This is a genomic window from Microbacterium sp. VKM Ac-2870 (assembly GCF_015350795.1).
GTDB lineage: Bacteria > Actinomycetota > Actinomycetes > Actinomycetales > Microbacteriaceae > Microbacterium.
In genome coordinates this window covers 336,620-353,660 of sequence record NZ_JADKSH010000003.1, presented here as the reverse complement: position 1 = coordinate 353,660, position 17,041 = coordinate 336,620, and the positions used below count along the sequence as shown (strand labels likewise).

The window sequence follows — 17,041 nt, the reverse complement described above, 5'->3', positions numbered from 1 at the left end:
CTTCACTTCGTCGTCGACGCGGCGACCGAGTCGACGGACACGGCGGTGAACAGCGGCTCGCCGTGTGCGATCGGGCCCGATGCGGCATCCGCGATCGCGGGATACAGGTCGGGGTTGGTGACGATCACCGGTGTGGTCAGGTCGTAGCCCGCCTTCTCGATCGCGTCGCCGTCGAACTCGACGAGCAGGTCGCCCGCGGCCACCTGCTGGCCGGTGGTGACCTTCACCGAGAAGTGGGTGCCACCGAGCTTGACGGTGTCCAGGCCGATGTGGATCAGCACCTCGGTGCCGTCGGCGTGACGCAGCCCGAAGGCGTGTCCGGTGGGAAACGCCGCCACGACCGTGCCGGTGAAGGGTGCGTAGACCGCGCCGGAGCGCGGCTGGATCGCCACGCCCTGGCCCAGGGCGCCGTCGGCGAAGGCAGCGTCGGCGACCTCGTTCAGCGGGATGACGGTGCCGTCGACGGGGGCGAGCACCGTGACGTCGTTCGCGGCGACCGGGGCGGGGGTGGCCGTCGCGGCGGTGTCGTCGGCGGGCTCCTTGAAGCCGACGATCACGACGAGCGCGAACGGCAGCACGATCGCGACGAGCAGACCCATGCCCAGCATCACCATGTTGCCGTTGCCGAGCAGGGCGGTCAGCGCGAGGCCGGAGGGGACGACGAACGCCTTGGAGAACACGCCGCCGAGAGCGATGATCGCACCGCCCACGGCGCCGCCGACGACGCCGAACGCGAACGGGCGCTTGAGGGGCAGGTTGATGCCGTAGATCGCGGGCTCGGTGATGCCTGCGAGGAAGCCCGACAGCGTGGCGGGAGCGGCGAGCGACTTGAGGTTCTTGTTGCGGGCGCGCACCCAGACACCGGCGACGGCTCCCGCCTGCGCGAGCACGGCGGCGAACACGGGGCCGAGGAGGAGGATCTGTCCGGTCGTCTGGAACTCGACCTGGAAGACCGGGACGAGGCCCCAGTGCAGACCGAAGATGACGAAGACCTGCCACAGGCCGCCCATGATCGCGCCGCCGGCCCACGGGGCGACATCCCACACCCAGCTGACCGCGTTGCCGACGCCGCGCGAGAGCAGGTCGGAGATCGGGCCGATCACGAGAAAGACGAGCGGCACGGCGATGAGCACGACGATCATCGGGGTGACGAAGCGGCGGATCGCGCCGGGCAGCTTCGCGTAGAGGAACTTCTCGGCGTGACTCTGCAGCCAGACGATGATGATGATCGGGATGACGCTGGAGACGTAGCTGACCATCGTGAAGGGGATGCCGAAGAAGGTGAGGCCCGGCGCGCCGTTCGCGGCGACCACCGTCGGGTAGACCAGGGCGCCGGCGATGGCGAGTGAGGTCCACTCGTTCGCCTTGAAGTAGCGGGCGGCGGTGATCGACAGGACGATCGGGAGGAAGTTGATGAAGGCGTCCGACAGTGCGTTGAGCACGAGATAGGTCGAGGACGTCGGGTCGATCCAGGTGAACGTCACGGCGGCCGACAGGAACGCCTTGAGCAGGCCGGTGCCCGCCAGTGTCCACAGTGCGGGCGTGAAGATGGCCGAGATCATCGAGATGAAGCGGTTGAAGAGGTTGCCCTTGGGGCCCTCGGCTGGCGCCGCGTCCTGGCCGCCGCCGACGCGGGAGATCTTGCCGATCTCCGCGAACACCTCGGGCACGTCGTTGCCGATGACCACCTGGTACTGGCCGCCCGCCTGAGCGACCGTGATGACGCCCGGAACGGCCTTGACGGTCGCGGTATCTGCCTTGCTCTCGTCCTTCAGGACGAAGCGCAGGCGCGTTGCGCAGTGCACGAGGGAGCTGACGTTGTCTTCGCCGCCGACGCCGGCGAGGACGCCGGCCGCGGTCTTTGCGTAATCCGCCATCGGATTCGCCTTTCCTTGAGGGAGGGACGCTCGGGCACCTCTGCCCGGGCAACAAAAAAACCTGGACTCGTGAATGCCCCAGCATTCGGTGAGTCCAGGTTTCGCCCGCAGTTGCGGTAACGATCCAAGGGATCTGCGATCAAGTTACCACAGGGTCGGGTTCTGTGCCAGGGGTGATCTGCGTCTTGAGGCGCTCGACGTGCACGATGAGATAGAGCACCTCTTCGTCGGTGAGCTCGGATCCGGTCGCCCCGTGGACATACCCCTTCACCCTCTCGGCGATCTCGTATGAACGCGGATAGCTGTGCTTGGCGAACTCGAAGAACGAGGTGTCGCCGCTGGCGAGCATGGTCCGGTTGACCAGACGCTGCAGCAAGAACTGGATGTGCAGGATGAAGCGGGCATAGTCCGGGCCGTCGACGTCGAGGCGCACCCCGAGCGACTGCTCGACGACCTCGACGACGTGCTGCACCCGCCGAAACAGCAGCGCGGCGGTGCCGTTGGGCTCGTCTCGCGTCGCGTTGAGCAGGTGCATCGTGAGGAACACCGCCTCCTCGGCGGGAAGCTCGCGGTGGAGGCTGGTGGCGATGGAGGTGGCCATGTGCTCGGCGGCCGCGAACTCCTGCGGGTGGAGCACGCGTAGCTCGGGCATGGATGCCGTCGTGATCCTCATGCCCTTGTCGAGGCGCTCGATCACGTAGGCGACATGGTCGATGACGGCGATCGTGAAGCGGCGCCCGAGGTCGCGCCCGAGTCGGCGCTCTGCCTCGTCGACCGCCCGGGTCGCTGCTTCGATGATCGGATACGGTACGTCGGCGAGCAGGCGTCTCTCGCGCTCGCCGTCGGCGCCGGTGTCGAGGATGAACGTCTTCTCGACCTTGGCCGGGTCGAGCACATCATCGGGCTTCAGCCCGAACGCGAGGCCACGCCCCATCAGAACGCGCTCGTGCCCCGACTCGTCGATCGCGATGACGACGTTGTTGTTGAGCACCTTGTGCACCGGGACGGCGTGCGTCGTGGGGGTGCGCCGAGCGGATGCCGCAGCGTCGGGGGTGCTCATGCTGAGAAGTCTAGAAGTCACGCGGCCGACCGTTCCGTCGATTTCGTCGTTGTAAAAGTTTCATTACATACTGAAAGTTTCGAAGCCTTAGCCTCTACGGTGTGGGTATCTCGTCGGTTCAGCTCCTCGCCGATGAGGTGCAGTACCTCACCCGTCCCGCAACCCGCAATGAGGAAACATGAACAAGAGGCTCTTGGCCGCGGTCGCCGTCGCGGCCGCCGCCGTGCTCGCGCTGTCGGCGTGCAGCGCGACATCGTCCGACTCCGGCGCGGATCAGAAGAAGGAGATCCGCGTCGCCTCCACCGATCCGCAGCTCATCATCCCCGGCCGCCAGTCCGTCGCATACGACGTGAACATGGCGGTGTGGTCGCCGTTGGCGTTCCTGAACTCCGATGGATCGCTCGATTACGTTCAGGCGCAGTCCATCGAATCACCCGACGCGACGACCTGGACCGTGAAGCTCCGCGACGGATGGACCTTCCAGGACGGCACACCCGTGACGGCGCAGAGCTACGTCGACTCGTGGAACGCCGTCGCCTACGGCCCGAACGCCTTCGAGAACTCCGGCCAGTTGGCCAACATCCTCGGCTACGCAGACCTCAACCCGACCTCGGGGACGCCGACCACCGACAAGATGTCGGGGCTCAAGGTCGTCGACACCGACACCTTCACGGTCACGCTCATCGGCCCGGACAGCCAGTTCCCGCTGCAGGTGACGCAGGCGCAGACGGCGATGTATCCGATGCCCGCCTCGGCGTTCTCGGACTTCACGGCCTACAACAAGCACCCCGTCGGCAACGGTCCGTTCCAGTTCGCTCAGGACTATGTGGAGAACGAGCCGATCGTGCTCGACACCTACTCCGGCTACAAGGGCGACAAGCCCACGATCGACCGCATCACCTTCGTCCCCTACACCGACAGCGAGACCGCCTACACCGACGTGCTGGCGGGCAACCTCGATGTCGCCGGCGTCCCGGCATCCAAGCTCACGCAGGCCTCGACCGACTTCGGCAAGCGGCTCTACTCGTTCGCCGCGCCCGGCATCTCCTTCCTGGGTCTGCCGCTGTGGAACTCCGCCTATCAGGACGTGCGCGTGCGTCAAGCCATCTCGATGGCGATCGATCGTCAGGCGATCATCGACGTGATCTACGGCGGCACGTATGACCCCGCCACCGCGTGGACGCCGGCGATCGAACCCGGAACGCCCACCGGCATCTGCGGGCAGTACTGCACGTTCGATCCCACGGCAGCCAAGGCGCTGCTCGCTCAGGCCGGCGGCTTCAGCGGTCCGATGGAGATCTACTACCCGGGTGGCGGCGGCCTCGACCCGCTGTACCAGGCCATCGCGAACCAGCTGCGGCAGAACCTCGGCATCGATGCGACGGCGAAGCCCAGCGCCGACTGGGCCGAGTTCCTGCAGAACCGCAACGATCAGAACATCACCGGTCCGTTCTTCTCGCGCTGGGGCGCTCTCTACCCCAGCCAGCAGGCGACGCTGCGGGTGTTCTTCATCAAGGGTGGCGGATGCAACAACTGCATCCCCTGGTACAGCGATGAGGTGTCGTCGGCCATGACCGCCGCCGATGCCGACCTGTCGACCGACGGGTCTGCCTACGCCTCGGTGCAGCAGATCATCCAGAAGGACTTCCCGGCCGTGCCGCTGTTCTTCGAGAAGTACTCGTACGTCACCTCTCCACGAGTCGCCGAACTCGTGACCTCTCCGGTAGGCAACCCCACCTACCGGTCGATCGTCCTCTCGAAGTGACGATCGGGGTGCGGAGCGTCCATCCCCCCGATTCGGACGTTCCGCACCCACCCCCTGACCGCGCCGACCGTGCAGGAGAGCACGTCATGCCCTTTCCTTCCCTCGCGGACCTCGATGCCGGCGACGTTCCCGGTGACGGCTTCCCGACCGTCGACGAGGTGCGGGACGACCTTGCGGCCCTGTGCCACGTGTATCCCGAGCGCATCTCGGCATCCGTCATCGGTCGATCCCGACTCGGCGAGCCCATCGACCTGTTCACGATCGCCGGCGGAGCGCGCACCGTCGTCGTCGCCGCCGGTGTCCACCCGAACGAGCCGATCGGCTTCCGCACGGTCCAGCACCTGGTGCGCCTGCTGCTGGCTCAGCCGGACACGTACGGCTTCGGGGCGACCTGGCACATCGTGCCCTGCGCCGACCCGGACGGAACCCGACTGAACGAGGGGTGGTTCGCCCCGCCTCTGCGCCGGGACGACTACTACCGCGGCTTCTACCGCCCCGCTCCGGTCGAGCAGGTCGAGTGGTCGTTCCCCTTCTCGTACCGGGGGTTCGGGTTCGACGCGCCCATCCCCGAGACGTCCGCGCTCATGAGCCTGTTCGATCGTGTGAGCCCCGATGTGTTCGTCGGCCTGCACAACGGCGAGTTCGGTGGCGTGTACTTCTACACCAACGAGCCCGACCCCCTGCTTGCCCGTGAACTCAGCGCCATTCCGGAAGAGTTCGGACTTCCCCTCGACGTCGGCGAGCCCGAGATCGCCGGGCTGGAGACGTTGGCCGACGCGGTCTTCCGTGCTCCGCTGACGCGCGAGCTGATCGACCGGCACCTCGCCCTGGAGCTCGGCGGTGAGCCGCACGCGGGCGGCGCCGGCACGGCCGACTACCTCGAACGTCACGGCACGACCACGATGATCGCCGAACTGCCCTACTGGATCCACGCGGATGCCGCCGATACCGCCCACGCCGATGTCTCCTACCGCGAGGTGCTCGCGGCGAAAGCGGATGCCCTGGACGAGTTGCACGCCCTGATGACCGGCATCCTCGACACCGTGCGCTGTCGGATGACGATCGACTCGCCGTTTCTCCGGGCGAGCGAGGCCTTCGCGCCCGCGATGGGGGCGGTGGCCGCCGCCGAGCGTGCCCGCAGCGCAACGGCCGAGACGGATCGGCCCGCCACCGTGGCAGAGGTGTTCGGCAACGCCGAGGTGGCGCGCACGTTCGCGTTGCGCTTCGGCGGCATCCTGCGTCGGGCACTGGATGCCGAGGTGCGTGCCGGCACCGCCGCGCCCGAGGTGCGCGCCGCGCTGGCCACTCTCACCGCGCGGTGGGAGCGCTGGCTCGCGGACGACCCTCACGTCGACCTCGAACCGGTCCCGGTGAACGCTCTCGTCGGCGTGCAACTGGCCGCTCTCTTCGCCACGGTCCGCCGACGCGTGGCCGGGAGCGCCGCATGATCGGCGCGCGCCGCGTGGGCGGGCGCCTCGCCGAGTTCGTGATCGTCGTCCTCGGCGTCACCTTCATCATCTACGCGACGGTCTGGGCGCTCCCGGGCGACCCGATCGCCGCGCTCGGCGGAGACCGGCCGCTGCCGGCGAACGTCGTGGCCCAGCTGCGCGAGCAGTTCCACCTCGACGAGCCGCTGTGGCAGCAGTACCTGCGCTACCTGGGCGGACTGTTCACCGGCGACCTCGGCACGACCTTCAGCGGCGTGCCGGTCGCCGACCGGATGGCGTCGAGGTGGCCCGTGACGATCACGCTCGCCCTCACCGCCTGGGTGATCGAGGTGGTCCTGGGCGTCGCGCTGGGGCTGATCTCGGGCCTGCGCCGTGACAGCATGATCGACCGGACGGTGCTCTTCGGCACGATCCTCGCAACCTCTATCCCGGTGTTCGTCGTCGCGGTCAGCGCGCAGCTCGTCTTCGGCCTGCAGCTCGGGTGGTTCCCCATCGCGGGCACGGACGCGGGATGGCCGGCCTCCTACTTGCTGCCGGCGCTGGTGATCGCACTGTTCGGCCTGGCGTCGATCACCCGGCTGATGCGCGGCAGCGTCGTCGACTCGATGGACTCTGACTTCGTCCGGACGCTCCGGGCGAAGGGCATGCCCCGCTCGCGGATCGTCGGCCTCCACGTGATGCGCAACTCGGTGGCCCCGGTGCTCACGTTCGTCGCGATCGATCTGGGGTTCCTGCTCGGTGGCGCGGTCGTCGTGGAGGGCATCTTCAACCTGCCCGGCATCGGACAGCTGCTGTTCGGAGCGATCCGCACGCACGAAGGCCCCACGATCGTCGGCGTCGGCACGACGCTGATCCTGATCTTCCTCGTGCTGAACGTGCTCGTCGATCTGCTCAACTCGCTGCTGGACCCCCGGAGCCGTCATGACTGAAACCGCTGTGGCCGCCCTCGAACACATCACCGTCAGCCGGGGCGTGTGGGCGAGCCTGCGTCGGCGCTTCCTGTTCTGGCTGAGCGCCGCGATCCTCGCCGTGCTCGCCGTCATCTCACTCCTGCCCGAGGCCATCGGCGGCCTGTTCGGTCAGCCCGATCCGCGGGCCTGCAACCTGCGCGACAGCGCCAAGCCGCCCAGCGCCGCGCACATCTTCGGCACCGATCTGCAGGGCTGCGACGTCTACGCCAACGTGATCCACGGCACGCGCACGTCGCTGTTCATCGGGCTCACCGCCACCGTCATCGCGCTGCTGATCGCGGTGGTCGTCGGCACCCTCGCCGCCTACTACGGCGGCATCGCCGACTCGATCATCTCCCGGCTGACCGACGTCTTTCTCGGCTTCCCTTTCATCCTCGGGGCGATCATCGTGCTCAACAGCGTGGGGGAGCGGACCCCCGTGATCGTCGCGGTGGTGCTCGCGGTGTTCAGCTGGCCGACGCTCGCACGACTCGTGCGCACATCCGTTCGCACCGTGCGTCGGATGGACTACGTCAGCGCGGCGCGAGCGATGGGCATCTCCCACACCCGCACGCTGCTGACCCACGTCGTGCCGAACGCGCTCGGCCCCGTGCTCGCCATCACCTCGACCATGGTCGGAAGCATCATCGTCGCCGAGTCCACCCTCACCTTCCTCGGGGTGGGCCTGCGGGCGCCCTCCATCTCGTGGGGATTGCAGATGGCGAACGCGCAGTCGTACTTCGGCACCTCGCCGCACATGCTCTTCTTCCCCGCCCTCTTTCTCAGCGTGACCGTCTTCGCGCTCATCACCCTCGGCGACATCCTCCGCGATGCGCTCGACCCGAAAGGACGCCGTCTGTGACCGCCACTTCCTCTCCCCTCGAGGACGACACCGCCACGCGTCGACGCCGTGCGGTGGAGGATGCCGCGCGCTACGCGGCACGCTGGTTCGCGTTCCTGGGCGCCGCCCGCGAAGTCCCCGGCATCCAAGCCGCCATCCGCATCGACGGCGAACTCGTTCTCGACTTCGCCTGGGGAGCCGCCGACCTTGCCGCAGAGACGCCGCTGACCACGGAGCATCTGTTCCGCATCGCGTCGCACTCCAAGACCTTCACCGCGACGGCGGTGCTCCAGCTGGCCGAGCAGGGCCGGTTGCGGCTGGATGACGCCGTCTCGACGTGGGTGCCGGAGCTCGCCGACACCGACCTGTCGGCGGTGACCGTGCGCGAACTGCTCGCGCACCAGGGCGGAGTCGTGCGCGACGGCCGCGACGCGGACTACTGGCAGCGCGGCGACGCGTTTCCCGATCGTGCCCGCGTGATCGACATCTGCCGCAGCGAGGGCAAGGTCTTCGCCCGCAACGAGCACTTCAAGTACTCGAACATCGCCTACGGGCTGCTCGGTCTGGTCATCGAGGCGGCATCCGGACTGGACTACGGCACGTTCACGCGGGAGGGCATTTGCGCACCGCTCGGACTCGTGCGGTCGGGATCCGAGTGGGAACCCGCTCGGGACGACGAATTCGCGGCCGGGCACACGGGCCGCCTGCCCGGGCGGGAGCGGCGGCGCATCTCGCACGTCGACACGCGCGCGCTCGCCGCCGCCACGGGGTGGTACTCCACCGCGGCGGAGGCGACCGCCTACATCTCGGCGCACCGCCTCGGCGATGACCGACTGCTCGGCGACGACAGTAAACGGCAGGCACAGCACGCGCACTCGCGCATCGACCTCGACGGCTCCATCCGCGAGTACGGGCTCGGCTTCGAGATCCACACGGTCGGCGGGCGGCGGCTGGTGGGCCACAGCGGCGGCTACCCGGGCCACATCACCCGCACGTGGCTCGACCCCGAAGACGGCATCGCCGTCAGCGTCTTCACCAACGCGATCGATGGCCCCGCCGACGTGCTGGCGACCGGAGCGATGGCGCTGGTGCGCCTCGCCCTGGAGAACGCCGACGCCGACCGCCGCGCAGATCTGGCCGAGGACCGGTTCGCGAGCCTGTGGAGCGTGCTCGATGTCGCGCATCTGGGAGGTGCGACGTTCGCGTTGCACCCTGTCGCCGACGACCCCGCCCGATCGGCCGAGAAGGTCGAGGTGGACGAGTCCGGCACCATGCGTCAGCCCTCGCGCGACGGGTTCGGCGCGACCGGAGAGCCGATCGAGGTGGCGCGGGACGCCGCAGGTGGGGTGGAATCGATCTCGTGGAGCGGCATGACCATGTGGCCCTACGCGGTGTTCGCCCAGGCTATGGCGCTGCCCGAACCCGGATCGGTACTGGAGAGGATGTCGTTGTGAGCGAAGAGACCGATCGACAGTCGGAGCAGCCGGCCGAGTATCTGAGCGAGGAGGCCCGCACCTTCGTCGAGGACTTCGCGTTCGCGTGGGGAGCGGCGGGAAACCCCCGGATGGACGGGCGCGTGCTCGGGCTGCTGCTCATCGTGGACCGCCCGTTCCTGTCGTCGGCGCAGATCGCCGAGATGCTCGCGGCCAGCGCCGGCGCCGTCTCGATGTCGACGCGTGCGCTGGTGAGCCTCGGGTTCTTGAAGCCGCACTCGCTGCCCGGAGACCGCAACCGCTATTTCCGGGTCGAGGAGGACGTGTGGGGCGGGTTCCTCGCCGGCGAACGCGACTACGCCCGCCGCATCACGTCGACGATCGACTACGGGCTCGACATCCTCCCCGACGAGGCCGACGGCCCGCGCACCCGCCTGCAGAATGCCCGCCGCTACATGGTCTGGCTCATCGGCTACCACCGCAAGATGCTCGGCGACTGGCAGGCCTACCGCGACTCCGGCATCGACGAGGACGTGGCCCCGTGACACCGCTGTTGGATGTCCGCGACCTCACCATCGACTTCGTCGTGGGCGGCGAGACGACCCCCGCGGTGCGGGGGGTCTCATTCTCGCTGGGACGCGGGGAGGTTCTGGCGCTCGTCGGTGAATCCGGTTCGGGCAAGAGCGTCAGCGCGCTCTCGCTGTTGGGGCTGCTGCCGCGCAATGCCGTGGTGCGGGGTCAGGCGCTGCTCGACGGCGAGGATCTGTTCGCGATGACCTCCGCTCGCCGCGAGGCGGTGCGTGGCACCCGCATCGGGGTGGTGTTCCAAGATCCCGGCAGTGCGCTCGATCCGGTGTTCTCGGTGGGCTCGCAGATCGAGGAGATGCTGATCGTCCACCGACCGGAGATGACACGCGCCGCGCGCCGCACCCGGGTGATCGAGCTGCTGGAGATGGTGGAGATCGCCGAGCCCGCCAAACGCGTCGCGAGCTATCCGCATCAGCTGTCCGGCGGCCAGGCGCAACGCGTCATGATCGCCATCGCCCTCGCCTGCGACCCCGAAGTGCTGATCGCCGACGAGCCGACCACCGCGCTCGACGTCACGGTGCAGCGCGAGGTGCTGGACGTGCTCCGCCGCCTGCGGGATCGTGTCGGCACGGCGATCATCATGATCACGCACGACATGGGCGTCGTCGCAGACATCGCTGACCGTGTGGTCGTGCTCCACGATGGCGTCGTCGAGGAATCGGCCGAGGTGCACGATCTGTTCGCCGCGCCCGCCGCCGACTACACCCGGCGCCTGCTGGCCGCCGTTCCGCGCCTGGGTGCGCCCGAGCGCCCCGACCCCGCGGGTGACACCGCCGTGCTCGACGTCGATGCGCTGTCGGTCGTGTACGGACGCGGTCGCCACGCCGTGCACGCCGTCGACGATGTGACGCTGCGTGTTCGGGAGGGCGAGATCGTCGCCCTCGCCGGAGAGTCGGGATCGGGCAAGTCCACCATCGGGCGCTGCGCTCTCGGACTGACACCCATCTCCGCCGGCACGGTGCGCATCGCCGGAGTCGACCTCCGTGCCGTGCGCGGTCAACGCGCCGTGGAGGTCAAGCGTCAGGTCGGAGTCGTTTTCCAGAACTCCACGGCCGCCCTCGATCCGCGTCGAACCGTGGGTGAGGCGATCGGCGAACCCCTGCGTGTGCACGCGGCATTGCGCGGGGCCGCCCTCGACGCGCGAGTCGCGGAGCTGTTGGATGCCGTGGGCCTGCCGGCCGCCTGGCGTCGCCGCTATCCGCACGAACTGTCGGGCGGCCAGCGGCAGCGCGTCGCGATCGCCCGCGCCATCTCGCTGAGCCCGCGCCTGCTGATCGCCGACGAGCCGACGAGCGCACTCGACGTCTCCGTGCAGGCGACGGTGTTGGAGCTGCTGCGCGACCTGCAGCGCGATCTCCGGTTCGCCTGCCTGTTCATCAGCCACGATCTCGCCGTCGTCGACGAGCTCTGCGATCGCATCGTCGTGCTCCAGCACGGGCGCGTGGTCGAGGAGGGCCCGCGCACCCGCGTGTTGCGCGCGCCGCAGCATCCGTATACGCGCGCCCTCATCGCGGCGGCGCCGGTGCCCGACCCCGACGTGCAGGCTCAGCGGCGCAGCGCCTGACTCAGGCCTGCGGCCGCTGCGGGCCGAGGACGCGCTGAAAGAGCAGGTGGTCGGTGAAGAACGCCTCGGTGCGAGCGGCTGGCCGCCTGCCCGTTCCCGCCGTGCGCCCAGGCGGGCTCGGTACCCTGGAGACATGACCGAGTCCAGCCCCGTGCGTACCACCCGTCCTCGCCAGGTGCGCCCGCGCGCGGAGGGCTGGACCCAGCGGCTCGACGCAGACGGCAAGCCACTTCTGCAGTTCGCCGCGCCCAAGCGCGGGATGCCGCCCGTGCACCTGGCCGATCTGACCCCCGAACAGCGCGTCGAGCGGGTGAAGGAGCTGGGGTTGCCGGGGTTCCGGGCGAAGCAGGTCGAGAAGCACTACTTCCAGCACTACACGTCCGATCCGGTGGCGATGACCGACCTGCCGGCATCTGGCCGCGAGGAGTTCGTCGCGGGCCTGCTGCCGCATCTGCTCACCGAGGTGCGGCGCCTTCAGACCGACCGCGGCGACACGATCAAGTTCCTGTGGAAGCTGCATGACGGCGCACTCGTCGAGTCGGTGCTCATGCGTTATCCGGGCCGCATCACGCTGTGCGTGTCGAGCCAGGCCGGATGCGGGATGAACTGCCCGTTCTGCGCGACCGGGCAGGCGGGACTGACCCGCAATATGTCGGCGGCGGAGATCATCGAGCAGGTCGTCCGCGCCAACGCGGCGATCCGTGCCGGCGAGCTCGGGCCGGCCGAACACGCCGACGAGCGCGTCACGAACATCGTCTTCATGGGAATGGGCGAGCCGCTCGCCAATTACAACCGGGTGATGCAGGCCGTTCGCACGATGGTCGACAAGGATCACGGGCTCGGGATGAGCGCGCGCGGCGTGACCGTGTCGACGGTGGGCCTCGTGCCGGCGATCAACAAGCTCGCCGCCGAGGACATCCCCGTCACCTTCGCGCTGTCGTTGCACGCGCCCGACGACCTCCTGCGCGACGAGATGATCCCGATCAACTCCCGCTGGAAGGTCGACGAAGCGCTGGATGCCGCGCGCAACTACTTCGAGAAGACCGGCCGTCGCGTCTCGATCGAATATGCCCTGATCAAGGACATGAACGATCACGCGTGGCGTGCCGATCTGCTGGCCACCAAGCTCAATGAGCGCGGCCGGGGGTGGGTGCACGTGAACCCCATTCCCCTGAACCCGACGCCGGGTTCGGTGTGGACGGCATCCGAGAGGGACGTGCAGCGCGAGTTCGTGCGGCGCCTCAACGAGGCGGGCATCCCGACGACCCTCCGCGACACCCGCGGCAAGGAGATCGACGGCGCGTGCGGACAGCTCGTGGCCACCGAAGAAGACCGCGCCGTCGCGGCATCCGTGCCCGTCGACTGACCCGGCCCGGCGCGCGGCACCTGCGCGCCCGGCCCGAACTGCACGGCCGGCTGCCGACACGCCGGTGTGGAGCGGCCTGCGGCGGCGTGTCGCTCGGCATCCCTTGCAGTTCGGTTCGGGGGCGGGGCAATGCCGGCGGCGCCGGCGGCGGATGCCGAGGCCGCGGCATCCTGGCAAGCCCGCCCGCGCCGGTGCGCGCCGGCGGTAGCGTGGAGCAATGGTCAATTATCGCTATCTCGGCAACAGCGGATTCAAGGTCTCGGAGATCACCTACGGCAACTGGGTGACCCACGCGTCGCAGGTCGGCAATGACGCCGCGATCGCCACGGTGCACAAGGCGCTCGATCTCGGCATCACCTCGTTCGACACGGCCGACGCCTACGCCAACACGGCCGCGGAGGTCGTGCTCGCCGACGCTCTGAAGGGCCTCGAGCGCACCGACTACGAAGTCTTCACGAAGGTCTACTGGCCCGTCGGCAAGAAGGGCCCGAACGATCAGGGTCTGTCGCGCAAGCACCTCTTCGACGGCATCCACGGATCGCTCCGTCGCCTCAACGTCGACTACGTCGACCTCTACCAGGCGCACCGCTACGACTACGAGACCCCGCTCGAAGAGACGATGCAGGCCTTCGCCGACATCGTCCGTCAGGGCAAGGCGCTGTACATCGGCGTGAGCGAGTGGACGGCCGAGCAGCTGCGCGAGGGCGCGGCGCTCGCGAAGGAGCTGAACTTCCAGCTCGTCAGCAACCAGCCGCAGTACTCGGCGCTCTGGCGCGTCATCGAGGGCAAGGTCGTGCCGACCTCCGAAGAGCTCGGCATCTCGCAGATCGTCTGGTCGCCGATGGCGCAGGGTGTGCTGAGCGGCAAGTACCTGCCCGGCCAGCCCGTGCCCGACGGCTCGCGCGCGACCGACGAGAAGAGCGGGGCGAACTTCATCAAACGCTTCCTGCAGGACGACACGCTCGCCGCGGTGCAGAAGCTCAAGCCGATCGCCGAACAGGCGGGCCTCACCATGCCGCAGCTCGCGATCGCGTGGGTCCTGCAGAACCCGAACGTGTCGGCCGCTCTGGTGGGAGCCTCGCGTCCCGAGCAGCTCGAGGACTCCGTCAAGGCGTCCGGCGTCGTGCTCGACGCCGAGGTGATGTCGGCGATCGATGAGGCCCTCGCGCCCGTCGCGGTCACCGACGTCGAAGAGACCTACACGGTCTCGCCCGCGACCCGGCCGCTCTGAACCGTCGCACGGTGAGACGCGGCGCCTGACGCCATGGTCACGACGAGCGCCGGCATTCTGCTGTACCGGAGAGAACCGGACGGCACGGTGTCGGCGCTCGTCGCACATATGGGCGGTCCGTTCTGGGCGCACAAAGACGAGGGCGCCTGGTCGATCCCGAAGGGCGAGTACGACCCGCAGCACGAGTCGGCGCAGGATGCCGCGGCGCGCGAGTTCCGCGAGGAGCTCGGCGTCGAGCCGCCAGCCGTCGACTACATCGAGCTCGGGACGTTCGCATACTCCTCGGGCAAGAAAGTCACGGTGTTCTGCGGGGACGGCACCGGATTCGCCGCATCCGACGCCGAGCTCGCGGGGCTGGTCTTCGGGGAGTTCGACCTGGAGTGGCCGCCGCGGTCGGGCAAGCGCCAGCGTTTTCCGGAGGTTGATCGCGTCGCATGGATGCCGCTCGATCAGGCGCGACCACGGCTGGTGGCCGGTCAGCGCCCCATGCTCGATGACCTGGAAGCGCTGCTGCGCGGGTAGGGCCCCCTTGTGCGCTCTGGCCCGGCGGCGGAGACTGTGCGCGGCGGAAGGGGCCAGTATGGCGCACGGAGACATCACCCACATCGACATCCCGGTCGCGGATCTCGCACAGGCTGCCGCCTTCTATTCCGACCTGTTCGGATGGGAGATCGCCGAACGGGAGGGCTTCGAGGGGTACCCCCTCTGGATGGCCCCCAACGGACTCAGCGGTGGCGGCCTCGCGCCACGCGAGGAGGGCTTCACTCAGCCGCGTTCGTACGTCGAGGTCGACTCGATCGACGAAACGATCGCCAAGGCAGAGGCATCCGGGGCGACGGTCGCGATGGGTAAGCAGCCGATCACCGCGAAGAGCTGGTGGGCGGTCATCGTCGATCCCGACGGCAACCACATCGGGCTGTTCGAGGGAACGACCGCGGACTAGCGCTTCTTCTTCGGCGCCGCGGAGACGTCGAGCTGGGGGTGCAGGCCCCCGAGCGACGACCAGGCGCTCGCCGTGCCCTTCGCCGCGTGCTCGGCGCCGCGCACAGCACGTTCATCTGCCCACTCGTTGAGCACGTGACCGCGGTGGCCGCGGACGTGCTCGAGCACGACATCCGGCAGGCCCGCTGTGCGGCGCGCGTCGCGGGCGGCGATCAACTGCTCCAGCAGGTCGCGGTTCTTCGTCGGCGCGCCGGTCGAGGTCTTCCAACCGCGCCGTCGGTGGGCATCCATCCACGACGCGTAGGTGTCGATCGCGTACTTCGAGTCGGCCTGCACGATCAGGTGCGGGATGTCGGCATGGTCTTCGATGGCCTTCAGCATCCCCATGAGCTCGCCGATGTTGTTCGTGCCCACCGGGATCGCCCCCGCTGCCCAGTGCCCGTCTTCGCCCACCCATGCCCAGCCGGTCGGCCCCGGGTTGCCTTTGCAGGCGCCGTCGGTGGCCACGGTGTAGGTCTCGGTGGGTTCGGGGGTCTCGGGGGACGACGTCACCGTTCGACGGTACTCGATGGGGCGGGCGGCGGATGCCGTGGGCGTACTGTGATCGCATGGTCGAAGACTGGCGGCTGACGGGGCAGGAGTCCTCTCTCGTCGGGCGGCCCCTGCGCCTCGCGCGGTGGGTGCCGTATCGACCCGGTTGGGATCATGACCATTGCGACTTCTGCTGGGCAGAGATATCCGACGATGAGGCCGGCCACGCCGATTTCTCGGAGGCGTGGGTCACCGCGGACGACAATCGGACATGGGTCTGCCGGGCGTGCTTCGACGACTTCCGCGGGCAGTTCGGTTGGGTCGCCGTGGAGTAGGCGAGCCGTTGCGCGGTGTGGAGTCTCCTAGGCTTACTGCGGTCGCACCGATAATGAGTGCATGCTCGAGCGTCTCAAGGTGCCGGTGTCCGTCGCGACCTCCGCTGACGAGATCATTATTCGACGGGCGCACGCGGACGACGCGAGACGGCTCATGGAACTGCTCGCCGACGACCCGATCAGCGCAAGCCGTGGTGACATCGCCGATGACAGCGACGGGCCCGTGTATGCCGCTGCGCTCGAACGGGTGATCGCCGATGCCGCCAACGATCTCGTCGTCGCTGTCGACGCGCACGGGGCCGTCGTGGGAACGCTTCAGCTCACGCTCATCCCCGGCATGGCGCGCCGGGGCAGCACCCGCCTTCTCGTCGAAGCCGTGCGCGTAGCCAGCGCGCAGCGAGGTGCCGGAGTAGGAGGAGCGATGATGCGGTGGGTCACCGAGCGCGCCGCCGTCGACCTCGGCGCGCATCTCGTGCAGCTCACGTCGGATGCCGCACGCGTCGATGCGCACAGATTCTATGAGCGACTCGGTTTCGTCGGGTCGCACGTGGGTTTCAAGTATCGGGTTCCGCCCGCCGCCGAAGAGACGACGACATGACCGCCGTGCGAGTGACGACAGACCTGGACGAAATCGATCTGGACGTCGTCCACCGCTGGCTCTCGGAAGAGGCCTATTGGGCGCTCGGGCGCAGCCGCGAGCTCGTCGAACGCGCCGCCCGGGCGTCGCTGAACTTCGGGGCGCTGGATGCCGACGGCGTGCTCGTCGGCTATGCGCGCGTCGTCACCGACCGGGCCACGTTCGCCTGGGTCTGCGACGTGTTCGTCGCGCCCATTGCGCGTGGCACGGGGGTCGGCACGCTGCTCGCCGGGACGATCGCGGACACAGTCCGCCCGTGGGGACTGAAGCGGACCATGCTGGCGACCGCGGATGCCCACGGCGTCTACGAGAAGGTCGGTTTCGTGCCGCTGCCGAATCCCGAGCGGATGATGGTTCTCGGCGGCTGAACCGTGCGTTGAGCGGGTGGTTCCCGCAGGATCGCGGCGCACGAACTCCGCAGAAATCGATGACCTCCGCATCCATCTGGGTGATCGGGTGCGGAGTACGTCACA

17 protein-coding genes are annotated in these 17,041 nt (G+C 68.7%); 14 read left to right on the top strand and 3 right to left on the bottom strand.

What is annotated here, in order from left to right; translation table 11 throughout:
- Positions 1 to 2 precede the first annotated feature (2 nt).
- Positions 3 to 1,877, bottom strand: a complete 1,875-nt coding sequence (locus tag ITJ43_RS08990) for a beta-glucoside-specific PTS transporter subunit IIABC (protein ID WP_194583500.1) — start codon at positions 1,875 to 1,877, stop codon at positions 3 to 5.
- A 139-nt stretch (positions 1,878 to 2,016) separates the two neighbouring features.
- Complete coding sequence (locus ITJ43_RS08985) at positions 2,017 to 2,937, bottom strand: PRD domain-containing protein (protein WP_194583499.1); 921 nt, start codon at positions 2,935 to 2,937, stop codon at positions 2,017 to 2,019.
- Between the two features lie 178 nt (positions 2,938 to 3,115).
- On the opposite strand from ITJ43_RS08985, the gene ITJ43_RS08980 reads away from it, so the two are divergent.
- From ITJ43_RS08980 to ITJ43_RS08930, 11 genes are all read left to right on the top strand, one after another.
- Positions 3,116 to 4,702 carry a peptide ABC transporter substrate-binding protein gene (locus ITJ43_RS08980; RefSeq protein WP_194583498.1) on the top strand — a complete coding sequence of 529 codons (1,587 nt, stop codon included), beginning with the start codon at positions 3,116 to 3,118 and terminating at the stop codon, positions 4,700 to 4,702.
- A gap of 86 nt (positions 4,703 to 4,788) precedes the next feature.
- A complete protein-coding gene (locus ITJ43_RS08975; protein ID WP_194583497.1) occupies positions 4,789 to 6,150 on the top strand; it encodes a M14 family zinc carboxypeptidase in 1,362 nt (453 codons plus the stop codon).
- Entirely contained in the window at positions 6,147 to 7,079 is a 933-nt protein-coding gene (locus ITJ43_RS08970) for an ABC transporter permease (RefSeq protein WP_194583496.1), read from the top strand. Before ITJ43_RS08975 ends, ITJ43_RS08970 begins: the two co-directional genes overlap by 4 nt.
- Positions 7,072 to 7,962: an ABC transporter permease gene (locus ITJ43_RS08965; RefSeq protein ID WP_194583495.1), complete on the top strand. Its 891-nt coding sequence runs from the start codon at positions 7,072 to 7,074 to the stop codon at positions 7,960 to 7,962. The genes ITJ43_RS08970 and ITJ43_RS08965 overlap by 8 nt, the downstream gene beginning before the upstream one ends.
- A complete protein-coding gene (locus tag ITJ43_RS08960) occupies positions 7,959 to 9,395 on the top strand; it encodes a serine hydrolase domain-containing protein (protein ID WP_194583494.1) in 1,437 nt (478 codons plus the stop codon). The genes ITJ43_RS08965 and ITJ43_RS08960 overlap by 4 nt, the downstream gene beginning before the upstream one ends.
- Positions 9,392 to 9,919 carry a transcriptional regulator gene (locus tag ITJ43_RS08955; protein ID WP_323741177.1) on the top strand — a complete coding sequence of 176 codons (528 nt, stop codon included), beginning with the start codon at positions 9,392 to 9,394 and terminating at the stop codon, positions 9,917 to 9,919. Before ITJ43_RS08960 ends, ITJ43_RS08955 begins: the two co-directional genes overlap by 4 nt.
- Positions 9,916 to 11,526, top strand: coding sequence for an ABC transporter ATP-binding protein (locus ITJ43_RS08950; protein WP_194583493.1), 1,611 nt, complete (start codon positions 9,916 to 9,918; stop codon positions 11,524 to 11,526). Before ITJ43_RS08955 ends, ITJ43_RS08950 begins: the two co-directional genes overlap by 4 nt.
- 133 nt (positions 11,527 to 11,659) lie before the next feature.
- Complete coding sequence (gene rlmN / locus ITJ43_RS08945; RefSeq protein WP_194583492.1) at positions 11,660 to 12,892, top strand: 23S rRNA (adenine(2503)-C(2))-methyltransferase RlmN; 1,233 nt, start codon at positions 11,660 to 11,662, stop codon at positions 12,890 to 12,892.
- Between the two features lie 217 nt (positions 12,893 to 13,109).
- Positions 13,110 to 14,123, top strand: coding sequence for an aldo/keto reductase family protein (locus ITJ43_RS08940; RefSeq protein ID WP_194583491.1), 1,014 nt, complete (start codon positions 13,110 to 13,112; stop codon positions 14,121 to 14,123).
- 33 nt (positions 14,124 to 14,156) lie between these two features.
- Positions 14,157 to 14,645: an NUDIX domain-containing protein gene (locus tag ITJ43_RS08935; protein ID WP_194583490.1), complete on the top strand. Its 489-nt coding sequence runs from the start codon at positions 14,157 to 14,159 to the stop codon at positions 14,643 to 14,645.
- 58 nt (positions 14,646 to 14,703) lie between these two features.
- Positions 14,704 to 15,066 (top strand): VOC family protein, encoded by a 363-nt coding sequence (locus ITJ43_RS08930; RefSeq protein ID WP_194583489.1) that lies wholly within the window; start codon positions 14,704 to 14,706, stop codon positions 15,064 to 15,066.
- On the opposite strand, the gene ITJ43_RS08925 is transcribed toward ITJ43_RS08930, so the two are convergent.
- Complete coding sequence (locus ITJ43_RS08925; protein ID WP_323741176.1) at positions 15,063 to 15,617, bottom strand: ribonuclease H; 555 nt, start codon at positions 15,615 to 15,617, stop codon at positions 15,063 to 15,065. The genes ITJ43_RS08930 and ITJ43_RS08925 overlap by 4 nt on opposite strands.
- A 56-nt stretch (positions 15,618 to 15,673) precedes the next feature.
- Here ITJ43_RS08925 and ITJ43_RS08920 point away from each other — a divergent pair, with 56 nt between their 5' ends.
- From ITJ43_RS08920 to ITJ43_RS08910, 3 genes are all read left to right on the top strand, one after another.
- Complete coding sequence (locus tag ITJ43_RS08920) at positions 15,674 to 15,931, top strand: hypothetical protein (protein WP_194583488.1); 258 nt, start codon at positions 15,674 to 15,676, stop codon at positions 15,929 to 15,931.
- Between the two features lie 61 nt (positions 15,932 to 15,992).
- The gene (locus ITJ43_RS08915) at positions 15,993 to 16,529 is read left to right on the top strand and encodes a GNAT family N-acetyltransferase (RefSeq protein ID WP_194583487.1); all 537 of its coding nucleotides are present in this window, start codon (positions 15,993 to 15,995) and stop codon (positions 16,527 to 16,529) included.
- Positions 16,526 to 16,936 (top strand): GNAT family N-acetyltransferase, encoded by a 411-nt coding sequence (locus ITJ43_RS08910; RefSeq protein ID WP_194583486.1) that lies wholly within the window; start codon positions 16,526 to 16,528, stop codon positions 16,934 to 16,936. The genes ITJ43_RS08915 and ITJ43_RS08910 overlap by 4 nt, the downstream gene beginning before the upstream one ends.
- Positions 16,937 to 17,041: the final 105 nt, after the last annotated feature.

Excerpts from the sequence above, each read along its gene's own strand:
- ITJ43_RS08965 (WP_194583495.1), top strand. The coding sequence starts at position 7,072 with ATGACTGAAACCGCTGTGGCCGCCCTCGAACACATCACCGTCAGCCGG.
- ITJ43_RS08930 (WP_194583489.1), top strand. The coding sequence starts at position 14,704 with ATGGCGCACGGAGACATCACCCACATCGACATCCCGGTCGCGGATCTC.
- ITJ43_RS08915 (WP_194583487.1), top strand. The coding sequence starts at position 15,993 with ATGCTCGAGCGTCTCAAGGTGCCGGTGTCCGTCGCGACCTCCGCTGAC.
- ITJ43_RS08910 (WP_194583486.1), top strand. The coding sequence starts at position 16,526 with ATGACCGCCGTGCGAGTGACGACAGACCTGGACGAAATCGATCTGGAC.
- ITJ43_RS08990 (WP_194583500.1), bottom strand. The coding sequence starts at position 1,877 with ATGGCGGATTACGCAAAGACCGCGGCCGGCGTCCTCGCCGGCGTCGGC.
- ITJ43_RS08970 (WP_194583496.1), top strand. The coding sequence starts at position 6,147 with ATGATCGGCGCGCGCCGCGTGGGCGGGCGCCTCGCCGAGTTCGTGATC.
- rlmN (WP_194583492.1), top strand. The coding sequence starts at position 11,660 with ATGACCGAGTCCAGCCCCGTGCGTACCACCCGTCCTCGCCAGGTGCGC.
- ITJ43_RS08940 (WP_194583491.1), top strand. The coding sequence starts at position 13,110 with ATGGTCAATTATCGCTATCTCGGCAACAGCGGATTCAAGGTCTCGGAG.
- ITJ43_RS08985 (WP_194583499.1), bottom strand. The coding sequence starts at position 2,937 with ATGAGCACCCCCGACGCTGCGGCATCCGCTCGGCGCACCCCCACGACG.
- ITJ43_RS08935 (WP_194583490.1), top strand. The coding sequence starts at position 14,157 with ATGGTCACGACGAGCGCCGGCATTCTGCTGTACCGGAGAGAACCGGAC.
- ITJ43_RS08980 (WP_194583498.1), top strand. The coding sequence starts at position 3,116 with ATGAACAAGAGGCTCTTGGCCGCGGTCGCCGTCGCGGCCGCCGCCGTG.
- ITJ43_RS08920 (WP_194583488.1), top strand. The coding sequence starts at position 15,674 with ATGGTCGAAGACTGGCGGCTGACGGGGCAGGAGTCCTCTCTCGTCGGG.
- ITJ43_RS08975 (WP_194583497.1), top strand. The coding sequence starts at position 4,789 with ATGCCCTTTCCTTCCCTCGCGGACCTCGATGCCGGCGACGTTCCCGGT.